This window comes from Burkholderia sp. Ac-20365 (assembly GCF_017104715.1).
GTDB lineage: Bacteria > Pseudomonadota > Gammaproteobacteria > Burkholderiales > Burkholderiaceae > Paraburkholderia.
Map to the genome: position 1 here is coordinate 1 of NZ_JAAGPI010000001.1, position 12,920 is coordinate 12,920.

Consider the following 12,920-nt stretch of genomic DNA (forward strand, 5'->3'; position numbering starts at 1 on the left):
GGCGGTTACCTTGCGCGCGCCAGCGACCCTCCGCCTGGCAATACAGTGATGTGGCGCGGGATGCGACGTCTGACTGACATTCAGTTCGGCTATGAGCTCGCGCTAAAAAGAAGTGGGTAATTGCAAGGCTGCTGCCACGCTTACAGAAGATTCGCGTGTTGAGAAGTTTGTGCGGAGTGAAAAAAGCACGCCGGCACGCGCCGGCGTTTGAAAATCCTCGGAGCGTACAAATCCGAGGAGGAGGTTCAAACTGAGACAACTATTGTCTCGCAATCCTATGTGTTGCGGCACATCTTGAAATAATTCTTAAATTTCACCCGCAAGCCATTCTACGCTACTTGATTTGCGAGTCAAAGCAGTCGTTACGTTGTAACGCATGAAAGTCGATTGGCTCATTTCCGATGGTGGTGTCGGATTGCTAGAGGTAGACCGATTTCTCTAATCAGGAACTGATTCGTCGTCGCAGTCCAAATTTTTGGTGTTGATCGACCAAGTTAAAGCATTGGAGATTCCTCTGAACGCGTAGGATTGTGATGAAAACCATAGGTTGTTGGCCGGATCACAAAAGTTCGTTATAGATTCTTCGCAAATGAAGTGCGTGCTCAAGCGCGTCTTCGGCCGTGGTGATATTCGCGAACCCCATCAGCAGACCGGCGGGAGATCCGGGACATATCTGCCATTCGCTTAGAGCCATGACCGCTAGGCCGTTGGCATTTGCCTCGGTTGCCAGCACCTTATCGTTATACTTCGGCTTTAAGTATGCAAGCACGTGGATGCCGCCAGCGCGGTCCGGTATATGCAACGCGTCACCAAACACATGCTTCAGGGCCTGAACCAGGTAACTCCGCCTAGTTGGATAGAGTGACCGCATCTTTTTGATGTGGCGTGCAAAGTGTCCGAGGTCCATGAAATCCGCCACCGTGGCCTGAAAAAGGTTGGGGCTGCCGCCAAGTTGCGCCATCGTATTGCGGAACTTGCCAACCTCCCGTTCCGGAACCACCAGGTAGGCCAGGCGCAATCCAGGGTAGAGTACCTTGCTAAACGTACCCGCGTAGAGGACGCGCCCTCCATGGTCGAGGGTCTTTAGAGGGGGGAGAGGACGGCCATGATATCGGAACTCGCTGTCGTAATCATCCTCGATGATCCAGGCTCGCTGCGCTTCGGCCCATTCAAGCAATGCTAACCTACGGGCGAGTGATAGGGCGACACCCGACGGACTCTGATGCGTCGGAGTAACTACGGCGAATCGTGCGTGCTTGGCTCGTTGAAGTCCCGCTTCCACGTTTAGGCCATCTTCGTCCACGGGTATTGGAGCTAATCGCATACCGGCATCCTCAAGGAAGCGCCGAGCATGCAGATAACCGGGATCCTCGAACCAACCAGTATCGCCTTGCTTAAACAGGGTGCGTCGAGCCAGCTCCAATGCCCCCCGATATCCCGCCGTTACGAAGACCTGATCCGGTGTGCAGACGATGCCGCGAGAAACGGCCAGATATGCTGCGATCGCCCGACGTAGCGGCTCATATCCGTTTGGCTCCGCATTGACCATGTCTCCTGAGTTCATCGCGCGCAAGTTTCGCCCGGAGAGCCGCACCCAGGTTTTCCGGGGGAACGCGTCCAGTGCGGGTAAGCCCAGCTGCAGAGAGGCGAAACCAGAGGTCTTGGTCCGATTTGGCAGATGAGGTGCCGTCAACTCAATTCGCGGGGCAGCAGCAATGCGACCATCAAGTTGCGGAGAAACGACGGTGCCCGCGGGCCCGCGCCCTATCAAATATCCTTCACTGGTTAGCATTTCGTATGCAGCTTCGACAGTCCCGCGCGCCACGTTCAACTCACTCGCGAGGCTCCGAATCGAAGGGACACGGTCGCCCGGAGCCAGTTTTCCGTCCGCGATAGCATTCCGAAACCGCCAGTACAACTGTAGATAAATAGGCGATTCCCGGCTTTTGATCGATTTCAGAGGTAAGTCCATTGCAATGTCCCGACTGAAGAGAGACTTTTGGGATTTGTAGAGTAGGTCATTATTCTCGAAAATTTTCAATTGCGTAACCTGCACGTCACCATGACGTCGATCACTGCTGTGCTGCCGAGCGGGAAAAGGAGTAGAACTTGCTAGCAAGTCCATTTTGCCCAAGTACTGACGTAATCAGGGAATCTGAATCAACTACTCGCCGTATAGTCAAGGTGGCACACAATCTCCCTGCCGAGATTTCGTCTGTTTGATGAACTACTGCGGGGCGCGTTGCTTGAAGTGATGATTGAGACCGAGAGTCATCGTTTGATCTGCGCTTGATCTGGTCTGCGCGGGCATTGTTACTCGGTAACGATATGCAAGCGGGTCGACCTTGACAGCAGGCACGCGTGAACGAGACGAGTACATCGTCATCGAAATCGTTACGCAGTAACGCATTAAATGTCATGCAAAAAACTGGAAATAGTCTAGCCATCTCGATCAAGCGATCTACAATCCGGACCGCGTAGAACTCATCACCCACGAAGCTTGCGTTGTGAGGGAGCATCTGTCATTTTCACGCAGACAGGCGGCTGAGATTTACTTCGTCTTGACGCCTCTGTCGATGTGTTCGCTCAACGCTATTGATTCCGGCGTAGATGGCTAGCCGAAGAATATGTGCAACCACGGGCCTAGGATCAACACGTCATGCGATCCCAGCGTCTATGTGATGTGCCAATCGTCTCTCAGGCGAAGGCTGGGGTACAAAACTGAAGTCCACACATCGATTCGCCGCTTTCGATACCCGATAGATTTTTTCGATGTCAGCGAATTGGTGCGCTTTCCGAACCTTTACGCGCACTGCCAACATCCCACCCACTGTCTGTGGGGTGCGCCGTAAATATTTCGCTTCTCGATGAAGTTAGGTAGACGGGCTATGTGGTTTGCCTGAAGGCTTAGTTTGTATCAGAGAAGGGTCACCGCCCTTTACAGTGGAGATTATTTGAAGGGATTCCGCGAGAAGAACATTGCGCTATTCGTGGGTATGTGTGCTCTATTGTGACATCTCTCTCTTACGACAAAGACAGCTTTGAGTCACGCTCGTGCCACACCGCCTTATCTACACGTTGACTAAACGGTGTTACTGACTGGTTAGAGGTTTGAGCATAGTAAAGGCAAAACAACAATGTACATTGATGACGATGTAAGAAGCGGACCAGTGTGGCTTCGGATTATTGAGATGCTGGGAGCTGAGATCGACGAAGAATCTACCCGTAATCAGGCCAGTGCCACGTTGGCCAGGAGCTATCCTACGGCGTATCGCGCTAGTGGGAATGTGCAAATTCGCATCCTCGAGCGGCCCACCAATTCCACGCTTATCATTCACTGGCGCGATCCGGGGAGATGCTTCTATGGGCATCAATCCTGGCGTATCACCAAAGCGCGCATCGCCGGCCATTGTGTGGTCAGTCGTGTTGCCATTCAGAAAGGCGATGACGTTTTCAGGCCGGCCTACACAAATGCACCGCCACAAAACGCACAGGCTATGATTTTGGCTTCGGCTGTGTATGGGGCTGGGGATCGGATGCCGGTGTAGGAAGCGGGCGTAAAAAGTAATTGTCGATTGTTGAATGGACGAAACAATTTGAACGATGCGTGTGGCGCTTTGTAGTCGTGAAAGCAGAAAGAGTCAGCGGTTTCGGCGGAAGGTAATGGAGACCGTCTCGGTGCGCAAATCGTGTTGCGGGCGTCAGCAGGTTCTCGCTATCCCTCGTGGTGGTGCAAGGAAGCGTGCGTAACATCGGTCTTGCCAACGACCGCTTGGCCGACACCTGGAGTGGTGCGGATCGTTCCCACACCGCTATTGAGGGCATCTGCGGAACAACCGACATTCCGACCTCCGCGGGGACTTCGATGGCAGAGCGCGAAAGCATACCGCCCGATACCTTAATCCCGTTGGAGCCTGCGCGAAACAAGAAGCGTCGTGTCCGCAATCCGCATCTGATAACAGGTGACTTTCTGTCAAGTACCGTGTTCGGCCTTGCATTAGGTAAAAAGAGGTATGCGTCGATCGACTACGGGTTGTGACTAATCTTCGTTTCTGATGTCGAGAATTTGCCGGCTCGACGGCAGACGAACCCGCGATTCGTGACTTCTGACTTCGTTTGAGTTGGGGCAGGTCTTTATGATGTCCCAGTCGAACAGATACATCTTGTGCCTATCGGATGGGTCGCCAAATCCCTAAACTGGTTGCTCTACAACAAGGAATTTTCCGAGACGGACGACCTCTTGGCATCATTTCGACAATGGTCAAAGATCGCATTCCGGACAATGCCGTGATGGAAGGGGCGAACCTCGACGGGCGCGTAGCATTTGCCGGGCGTGACGACGGCTGCGCACGATTTGACTGCTCGATAGGCCTAGGAGGCCTCGGGCTGTAGCTTCGCCGGGACACATCGATTAAAGAATAACCTCGCAGTACCGGTGCGTCACCAGCAGCGATGATGTAGTGACCATTACAGACAAACCCGGTCGTGGATTGTAGTAAAGATCGATTTCATTGGTAACAATTAGGCGAAGCAAAGCAGTATGATTTTCCCGTTCGCGATAGTGTTTGAGTGAGCGCGTTTAGATTCGATAAGCATCGCTAATCAGAGGTTGAATTTCGTTCAGGTGGTTAGGTAATGAGCACGTTTCTTTTGTTGGAATGTAGCCCATACGGTGAGGAGTCGCTGGGGACTCAGTTGAATTGGGAGGCCGTTGATCAGTTCCAGTTCGGACGTCCAGAAATTCATGTGATCAGGCGAAGCCTTGCGAATAGTCGGTTGCGAGCGGTGTCGGGCGCGTATGGGCAAGCTCGCCTTGAGTCATCGATGCATACTTCGGATGACATCCTGGATTCAGACGAACTTATCGATGAACTTGAGAGGAGTACCTGCGTGCTTATCTCGACGCCGGTTCATAATTTTGCCGTCCCGTCGGTACTGAAGTTGTGGATCGATCACGTTGTACGCGAAGGCCGGACGTTCAAACGTGCACATCGGGGAAAGATTGGATTGCTCAAGGACCGACCGACGCTGGTTCTTGTGCGATCCGACAGTCCATGCGTTGGCGAAGGAGTGAGTCAACCTGACTTCGTCACACCGTATCTGCGCCATGTATTTTCCGTGATCGGCATCCATAGCACAGAGTTCATTTATCTCGCAGGGGAAAACCCGAAAGCGAATGACATTGCGGTTACTCGTGCGAAGCTAAGTGCGTCGCTTGAATTCTCATCGCGAGTGTTCCGATTGGCCGCGAATAATTACCGGGTAGGAAGTGGGGTGGTCTAAACGGATGGCTCGGATCACGTTTGTCTACCGAAAACCAGCGAAACGTCGCTTCGATCTGATGGAAGTGCTTATCCATCTGGGATATTCGTTCACGCCAAAAACGCCCGGAGATCTTCTTAGGCAATGCATGCGTGCATCCCTGTCGCAACGGGCTCGCCGAGGTTGAAATCACTCAAAACGTCTCATGGCTTCTTGGAGCAAGACGGAAGCAGGTCCTCCGGGCCGCATGAGGATGGTGAGTTGTTAGCAGGAAAAATTGAATCAAGTGAGTTTGTTTTCAACGCACTGAACCCTACGTAGTAAGGGTGTGGCGCGACTTTTTTTGCGTTCGAGTCAATACTACTTTTGACTCCGTGTCTGCAGCATTTATGCGATTGATCTGAGTCGATTTCGCGTTGCCTCGACAGATAAAGAGCAGTCGTTTTGATGAGATGTTGCATATGCACAATAGAAACGTTTTCTGTCGAAGAATGGCAGAAGTCGAGTTTATGTGCATAGACGTGTGCAGGTCTTACGTGAAGGCAATCCTGCCGTTGCGCACATCGCCCGTCCCTTATTCAACCCTGGTATTTGCAAATACGGGCGAGACTATAATCCCGTCTCCGATCCATGCGCGCGAGCTGCGCGCAAAGTTAAAAGTTGGGTCGCGCGTGAGTGCAGCGTCGAGAGCCTCGCCCAATGTGGTGCCGGTGCGAAGGTCACCCAGCGTCATGAACCCATTCGGCGTGACCGCGATCAGTTCAGGTTTCGAGCGCGGTCATGAAACAACCATCCATTGAGAGTATTCCACCTCAAGCGATTTTAGGCTTGTGCTGGAGTCGTGTACGGCAAGCCAACGATCTGCGGCGCTCGTAGACGTATGTAGAAATTGAACAGCGGAATGAAGCTGAATCGAAGAGTCGCCGAACGTTTCCGGTACGCAACTAGCTCATGGGTCGGTTGGCCAGATCGTCGCATTTCGCGCACAGCGGGCTAGTTGAATAAGCCATTCAAGGCGCGCAAGGTAGGCCAGATGGCGATAAGCGGTGGTGGGTGGCCATGCCTCTAGGAGTTCGACGATGCGGCTTCCGAACCGGCTCATGCCACCCGATGCGGCCGGATCAGCCGCGCCGTATTCTTGAGAAAGAGTCAGAAAGAAGCGTACCTGTCGAACAAATGCGCGTCGACTCAGACTCTGATTGTTCGGCGTTCGCAAACGGACCCGCTGCGCGAGCAAGCGCTAGTGTGTTTGCAATCAGGTTACGTCGCTCGTTGTCCATGCTGCGATTCTGCGGGTAGTTTCGAATATGTAGGTTAAGGATAGTCGCGCATTTCCGTATAACAACCCGCAGGAAGAGTCCCGTAATCTGCGTCGACAAGGAATCCGATGAGGTGAGTGCGATCCGTGATGATTAGAGCAATCAAAAATTGTATTGAACATATAGCTGTTCAAAGTCAATGCCAGGATTCGGTTCCTTGATGCTGGCATTCGATAGATGCTGGAAGCGAAATCCGGCCTGATATTGCTGGCGACCGCCGAAACTAGCGCCGACGCCAACCATGTCGGCAAACTGGAAAGCGCTGGACATGGTGTAGTGGCTAGATATGGAAGGATGAGAAAGCAACCGGACACCAACTCCAGCTTCGACGTAAGGACGAATCGCTCCACTGTTCTTGATGAAACGCACGACGGGTGTTAAGCCAAACTCGAAAATGTTGTTATGCGCATCTGCCGCACCTGAGTGCCAGTAAGCCGCATGCGCTTCGAACACAGCCGTGAAGTGCCAGCCGGCGATCGCCCACCATGACCACTTCGGATCCCATACTCCAGCAAGATCGACCTTATTCTCATGCACATCGTGACTGTTTGCGATGCCACCTGCGACTTGAACTCCAAAATGATCTGCACGCGCGATCCCGGGCGCACCCAGTGACAGCAAGAACAAAGAAGCAGTGGTTATACGTAAGCGAGACCTTAACCCGAGAGATGTATGCGCAGCCCGATGCTGTAGAAATCCTTTAATTAGCTTCACTTGTTCGCGTTTTGATTATGGATTGACCTTCAACGGAATCGGACGAACGGCTCCAGGATTCCGACGTTCATATTGAAGCAACGAAAATGTTATGTCGAGTGTGGCGAACAAGTGTACTAGGGTACGTGTAGTCATGGAGTATCGCATTGACTATACGTGCGTATAGGAAATTCACCCCGAAGCGGTTCGTGAAACGTATTGATGCGGGGATTTTTTAGCGAAGCAACCTTTGGGTCCAGTAACGGAATAAGGTTCTCGTGTCAGCGGCTTTCTTTACCTGAACTACGGCAGGAATGAAATTGCTGCCAATTAGGAAGATTCTTTGTCAGAGTCAGCCGCGCCGATGCCAGATTTGCTTTTAATCAGGCTCGGGCGGTAAGCTGTACATAAGATGCGCGGTTGATTTGAATCCGGCTTAATGGTGGTAGTGGACTCCGGGAGATTGTTTCGCTTTTGAACCTGACTCGGTGTTGATAGTTGCGCCGTCACCATATGATTCGCGAGTGTCAAATTTCGCGGATTCGGATGCAGGAGTCGCTGAGCTCGGACCACGTTGTGATGCGGGGGCGGCATCGGCGGGGTGATAGAAAGGTGCCGGACCGTAGCCGCTCGCGAAGGCAGGCATCGTTATAGAAAATGACGCTGCTAGCAATGTAAGTCCGATGATTTGGTAGCGCAATTTAGACTCCGTGATGATGTAAGGTTGAAAACGCAGAGCAACTTATTTCTGCATCAGGTTTGGCGTTGAAGTATGTCGGTTATTAATGATGCATTTCTCCATAAGAGGATCATCCGTGTAGCATCGAAATTTCGTTGTCTGCGACACTGGGGCTATCTGTGCACGTCGCGACTTCTGACTGTGCCGGGCGATTTCTGTATAGATGCTAGAAGGAGAGCGAGGGATGCCGCAAACAATACAAGATCCTTAAGAAGGAACTGGCCAGGCAGTGCCGAAATCGCGGGAAATCCACCTGCAGACACTTCTGTTACGCCCGGTGTGCTCAGGAGGAACGTGAGCGTGATGGCATAGGTCGCGACTGACATCGCAGCTCCCAATGCGGAGAATATCGGGCGAAAGGCGCCGAGGATAAGAGCGACCGCAGTCGATATCTCAAGTACACCTATGACATCGCTTGCGCCTTGAACTCCGAACAGAGCGTGCAAGCACCTCACGATGGGGCTGTTGGTGATGAACGGAGCGATACCGTTGGCTTCGTAGGTGGTGAATTTCAATCCACCGAACCAAAGGAAGACAATCACCAGCGTCCATCTCAGGAGGGCCATTGAGGAAAGCGATCCAACGCTTTTTTCGGCGATTTGGAGACGAGATTGATTTAAGTGACTGATCATTTTGACATTATCAATTCGAATCGAACGTGTATTTGTGTAGAGCGCAATTTCAAATGTTTAAGTCGTAGTCGCGGATTTTTACTTCGACTCGAATATATAAAACTGGAGGAAGATGCATCTGTGGACTAGATCTATTTGTATAACTACATCCCCTCTCCGATGTTTACTCTGGAGGTGGGGAGTTGTCGTTTTTATCTCTGAATCGGTTCGAGATACTTGAGACGACGGTGAATACCACGGCTAGCGAGGCGTCGGGCAGACTACCCGTGATAAACGCGCCTTCGGCGTTGAGGGTCACCAAAGAGGCTGGACCGAAGTGGCCCAACATCGCGAACATTTTTGGTGCGCGGACATCTGTGTTCTTCTTGGTCCACGCGTGTAACTTGGTGGCGGCACCAATGATTGATTCACAGGTGCGAATAGCGATTCGGGGCATAGCGTGACTCGTTCATCAACTGCTCGGAAGGCTCTACTTTAGGGCCACCGGGTAACGTTTTCGAGACGACCTTTGCTCAATTCAATGCTGGAAAGGATCAAACACGAGGCGATCTGCGGCTCAATGGATCATGGCTAACCTGGGCAGTGGGCTGAACGACCGGAAGAAAGGGTTGTAGCGTGATACTTGCTCGAAATCCTTCGGGGTCGCTTCGGCTGCAAGATGGTCGTCGTTAAGGATGGGTTGCTACGTTTCGACAGCGAATTGCTCTCTCGCAGTTGCGAGCTCTCTGACGTGGGAGTGGTTGTCCGGGATACAGTGGCGGATGCGAGCAGTGAGCAGCAACTCGCAGAAGACGTGGTTGAAGTCTTGACGATCTTTCATCCCGACCGTACGGCTCGCGTAGCCGCGCGTTGACCGTCTGATGCGGGCGACCACACAGACGCGCCTGTCGCCTTTAAACAAACAAGCACGCGTTCCGTTGCTAACACGGTATCTCCGCGCGAATATTCACTGCTATAGTCATCGACTTACAGGGGCTACTCAACGGCACGCGTGGGCCGCGCAAGGACGAGCGCAAAACCGTCGTCAAACGAATCCGCCGACTGGAGCGCCGGCTCGCCGGGCGTCGCGCCAAGCTAGGAGCGATCGCAGCAGACCATCTTCGCGACACGCGAAAGTGGGAAACGAAGCTGCCGCGAGGGGCTTACCTTTCGAGCGAGATTCAGAGTCCTGTCTGGCTAACTTATACTGGAAAGCACACCCAATACGCCTCGAAAAGCAAAGGTAGTGGACGAACTGGTGCTCCAAGCGCAGCAAGCAACAGGTCACAACCAGGATATATCCATGACGGTGACGAACCTGCAGGAAGGCGCACCGGATCAACGGTAGTGAACGAGGGCTAGGTCGTCGTGTTTACGCGGTATAGCGAGGTATCGAGCAAGTCCTCCGGCAGATGTGGGTCAGCGGGTCAGGAGAATAGTTTCCGGTACTGGACGAAATGCGATCGGTCAGCGATGCGGTCGTAAAGTTGCATTGCGTTATCGTTCGATTTGTGGGTGGTCCAGTAGACACGCGGTGCGCCGCGCTGCTTCGCGTTCTCGTAAACGTGTTCGATTAGCGCTCGACCGACTCCGCGACCACGGGCGTCGCCGGCAACATACAGATCTTGAAGGTAGCAGTAGTCTCCCTCTGTCCAGGTAGATCGATGATAGAGGGAATGCGCCAGTCCTAAAGCTTGTTCGCCCACCATGGCAAGCGCGCCATGCATCGGTTCCAATGGATCCAAGAGGCGTGTCCATGTTGTAAGCGTCACCGACTCGGGGATATCTACTTCATAAAAGCGCTGGTAGCTTTTCCATAGCGGATGCCATATATCAAAATCGTTACTTTCGATCGGCCTGATATTGACTGTTTGCATCGAATACTCCTGAAGATATGGGACAGCAATGATGTGATATTTGCGCGATGCTTCTACACCTGTCGCCGTCCATCGCTTTCAATAGTCGCGTCGAGAACTTTACACCCGTTTTCGTCGATGAGCTTGGCGGACCCACCCCACAATCGAAGCCGGACATGCGGCTCGCGGCGGAAAGTTAATGTCTTCTCTATCGCCTATTCGATCGGCAAGTTTTAGGCCGCGGTCACTTGTAGCCCTCGTAGGACTGCCGGACGGGAGAGCCCACGGTCGAACCAGCGTTGGACGCTTGTGAAGCGGTCGAAATCGACGAGGTCACGCGCTTCGTAGAAACCGATTAGATTACGCACCCAGCCGAGCAGTGAGATGTCGGCGATGCTGAAACCGTCGTCCATCACCCAATTGCGACCGGCGAGCCGTTCGTCGAGCACACCGAGGAGTCGTGCTGATTCGGCTACGTATCTGTTCAACGGTCGCTTGTCTTCATAGGCTTTGCCGGCAAACTTGTTGAAGAATCCGACTTGACCAAACATCGGACCGACTCCACCCATCTGCCACATCAACCATTGGATCGTTTCATAGCGTTTGCCCGGATCAGTAGAGAGTAACTGCCCGGTTTTCTCCGCGAGATAGATTAGGATTGCGCCAGATTCGAATAAGGCAAGCGGTCGACCGCTTGGCCCATCTGGATCGTAGATCGCTGGAATTTTGCCATTCGGATTGAGTTCAAGGAATGCAGGATCTTGGTTTTCGTTCGCCAAGATATCAATTCGGTGCGGTTCATAGGCGAGCCCCGTCTCCTCCAGCATGATTCCAATTTTCACGCCATTGGGGGTAGGCAGGGAGAAGAGCTGAAGCCGATCGGGGTACTTCGCCGGCCAGCGAGTGAAAATTGCATGATTGAGTGTCACTTTGCTTCTCCTAGACTTGTCGGCCCATACCAACAGCCCAGATGCATTCCCGGGATTCTTTCGTGGATGCGTCCGGGCTTCGGCATTACGCTCGGATTACTGCGAACATCTGCGCTCTTCGGAGCCGGTTTATAGAACCGGGAGACTTCAGATCGCGCCGGCCGGCGTAACAGCGGGGAAATCTTTCTCAGGATCAAACACGTTATTGAAAAAGTTCGTCAGAGAGTACATGGCGACGAGCGCGACAATCTCCATGACGTTTGCATCGGTGTAGCCGGCTTCGCGGACTGCTTTCAGGTCGTCGTCAGTAACCTGACCTCGGGTCTCGATGACTTTGCGTGCAAACTGAACTGCGGCATCACGCTTCGCATCGCTGGCGTGACCCTTCCGCGCGAGGATAATTTCATCGGCCGACAACTGGGCCATATGCTTTGCTGTAAAGCTGTGAACCGTAAGACAGTAGTTGCAACCATTCACTTCGGAGACGGCGAGACCGATGCTGTCGCGTGTCTTCACGTCGAGCGCCTTGCTCATAGAGCCGAGGAGAGTGGCCCATGAGTTGAATGCGATCGGGCTCTGCGCGAAGCTTGCCATCATATTCGGGGTGAATCCGATGTTCTTGGTGAAAGCGTCGAGAGTCGGTTTCGATTCCGCCGGCACTTGTTCCGGCTTCAGAGTAATAGTTCGCGACATTGTAGGTATCCTTAGATAATTGATTTCACTAATTGAATAAAATCTTGGTGAAAGTTACTCGTTGTGGTACTTCGTGTCTAAGCCTTGAGGTGTTCGATCGATGCTGGTCAACCAGCACTTAACGGCCCTTTAACTAGTTGACACGCTTACTTCCGTGGCGACAAACTCAAACCAGATCCAATACGTCCGACACGGGACGGCGTGGCTTTTGTGCCCAGTTTCCGGACCGCTCCGCGCCTACCGTCAGCAACATGACTGGTACTTCGTCTGCGGCGAGACCGAACTCGCGGTGCACGCCGTCGGCGTCGAAGCCGATCATCGGCGTGGAGCCCAGACCCATCGAGCGGGCCGCATAGATCATCGCTGCAGCGCCGAAGGTACCGGTTCGGACCGCCTCGTCGCGTTGACGTTGGGGGTGGTCCTTGTACAGGCCACGTGCGGGGGTCTCCCATTCCTGAACCATTTCTGCGGGCATGACACCGGCTTCAACCAGTGGAGCCAGACGTTCCGGTATTACGCTGGAATCGGCCAACTGCCCGCAGATAATGAAGGTGACGGCTGCATCCGTGATCGCGGGTTGATTCCAGGCGATTGGACTCAATCGAGCCTTGGCTTCGGGTGTGCGCACGGCGATGAAACGCCAGTTCTGCAAATGGAAGGACGTCGGTGCGGCGGTGCCAATTCGCACGAGTTCTCGGATTTCGTCGTCGCTCAAGGTGGCTGCGGGGTCATAGTACTTGGCGGCACTGCGGCTCAGGATACATTCGATGACGGCATTGTTCATGTTTATTCCTTTGGGTGAAGGGATAGGGCGAGGT

General features: G+C 53.1%; 11 protein-coding genes. 3 read left to right on the forward strand and 8 right to left on the reverse strand.

Annotated elements, in window-relative coordinates; translation table 11 throughout:
- Nucleotides 1-559: 559 nt before the first annotated feature.
- Nucleotides 560-1,972 carry a PLP-dependent aminotransferase family protein gene (locus G3O01_RS00005; protein WP_205802393.1) on the reverse strand — a complete coding sequence of 471 codons (1,413 nt, stop codon included), beginning with the start codon at nucleotides 1,970-1,972 and terminating at the stop codon, nucleotides 560-562.
- A gap of 1,219 nt (nucleotides 1,973-3,191) precedes the next feature.
- On the opposite strand from G3O01_RS00005, the gene G3O01_RS00010 reads away from it, so the two are divergent.
- The 3 genes from G3O01_RS00010 to G3O01_RS00020 all read left to right on the forward strand — a co-directional run bounded on the left by G3O01_RS00010 (nucleotide 3,192) and on the right by G3O01_RS00020 (nucleotide 5,283).
- Entirely contained in the window at nucleotides 3,192-3,548 is a 357-nt protein-coding gene (locus G3O01_RS00010; protein ID WP_205803030.1) for a DUF3331 domain-containing protein, read from the forward strand.
- A 194-nt stretch (nucleotides 3,549-3,742) separates the two neighbouring features.
- Nucleotides 3,743-4,039, forward strand: coding sequence for a hypothetical protein (locus tag G3O01_RS00015; protein WP_205802394.1), 297 nt, complete (start codon nucleotides 3,743-3,745; stop codon nucleotides 4,037-4,039).
- A 596-nt stretch (nucleotides 4,040-4,635) separates the two neighbouring features.
- Nucleotides 4,636-5,283: an NAD(P)H-dependent oxidoreductase gene (locus tag G3O01_RS00020; protein ID WP_205802395.1), complete on the forward strand. Its 648-nt coding sequence runs from the start codon at nucleotides 4,636-4,638 to the stop codon at nucleotides 5,281-5,283.
- 1,400 nt (nucleotides 5,284-6,683) lie between these two features.
- Here G3O01_RS00020 and G3O01_RS00025 read toward each other — a convergent pair.
- From G3O01_RS00025 to G3O01_RS00055, 7 genes are all read right to left on the reverse strand, one after another.
- On the reverse strand, nucleotides 6,684-7,208 hold the full coding sequence (locus G3O01_RS00025) for an acyloxyacyl hydrolase (RefSeq protein ID WP_241023523.1): 525 nt from the start codon (nucleotides 7,206-7,208) through the stop codon (nucleotides 6,684-6,686).
- 918 nt (nucleotides 7,209-8,126) lie between these two features.
- Nucleotides 8,127-8,645: a DUF417 family protein gene (locus tag G3O01_RS00030; protein WP_205802396.1), complete on the reverse strand. Its 519-nt coding sequence runs from the start codon at nucleotides 8,643-8,645 to the stop codon at nucleotides 8,127-8,129.
- A 163-nt stretch (nucleotides 8,646-8,808) separates the two neighbouring features.
- Complete coding sequence (locus G3O01_RS00035; protein ID WP_205802397.1) at nucleotides 8,809-9,081, reverse strand: hypothetical protein; 273 nt, start codon at nucleotides 9,079-9,081, stop codon at nucleotides 8,809-8,811.
- 970 nt (nucleotides 9,082-10,051) lie between these two features.
- Nucleotides 10,052-10,501 (reverse strand): GNAT family N-acetyltransferase, encoded by a 450-nt coding sequence (locus tag G3O01_RS00040; RefSeq protein ID WP_205802398.1) that lies wholly within the window; start codon nucleotides 10,499-10,501, stop codon nucleotides 10,052-10,054.
- Nucleotides 10,502-10,713: 212 nt separating this feature from the next.
- Nucleotides 10,714-11,409, reverse strand: coding sequence for a glutathione S-transferase N-terminal domain-containing protein (locus G3O01_RS00045; RefSeq protein WP_205802399.1), 696 nt, complete (start codon nucleotides 11,407-11,409; stop codon nucleotides 10,714-10,716).
- 147 nt (nucleotides 11,410-11,556) lie between these two features.
- On the reverse strand, nucleotides 11,557-12,102 hold the full coding sequence (locus G3O01_RS00050; protein ID WP_205802400.1) for a carboxymuconolactone decarboxylase family protein: 546 nt from the start codon (nucleotides 12,100-12,102) through the stop codon (nucleotides 11,557-11,559).
- 166 nt (nucleotides 12,103-12,268) lie between these two features.
- The gene (locus tag G3O01_RS00055) at nucleotides 12,269-12,886 is read right to left on the reverse strand and encodes a nitroreductase family protein (protein ID WP_205802401.1); all 618 of its coding nucleotides are present in this window, start codon (nucleotides 12,884-12,886) and stop codon (nucleotides 12,269-12,271) included.
- Nucleotides 12,887-12,920: the final 34 nt, after the last annotated feature.

Bases quoted from the DNA above. Each gene is read 5' to 3' on its own strand.
- G3O01_RS00010 (WP_205803030.1), top strand. From the start codon at position 3,192: ATGCTGGGAGCTGAGATCGACGAAGAATCTACCCGTAATCAGGCCAGT.
- G3O01_RS00030 (WP_205802396.1), bottom strand. From the start codon at position 8,645: ATGATCAGTCACTTAAATCAATCTCGTCTCCAAATCGCCGAAAAAAGC.
- G3O01_RS00020 (WP_205802395.1), top strand. From the start codon at position 4,636: ATGAGCACGTTTCTTTTGTTGGAATGTAGCCCATACGGTGAGGAGTCG.
- G3O01_RS00005 (WP_205802393.1), bottom strand. From the start codon at position 1,972: ATGGACTTACCTCTGAAATCGATCAAAAGCCGGGAATCGCCTATTTAT.
- G3O01_RS00050 (WP_205802400.1), bottom strand. From the start codon at position 12,102: ATGTCGCGAACTATTACTCTGAAGCCGGAACAAGTGCCGGCGGAATCG.
- G3O01_RS00035 (WP_205802397.1), bottom strand. From the start codon at position 9,081: ATGCCCCGAATCGCTATTCGCACCTGTGAATCAATCATTGGTGCCGCC.
- G3O01_RS00055 (WP_205802401.1), bottom strand. From the start codon at position 12,886: ATGAACAATGCCGTCATCGAATGTATCCTGAGCCGCAGTGCCGCCAAG.
- G3O01_RS00040 (WP_205802398.1), bottom strand. From the start codon at position 10,501: ATGCAAACAGTCAATATCAGGCCGATCGAAAGTAACGATTTTGATATA.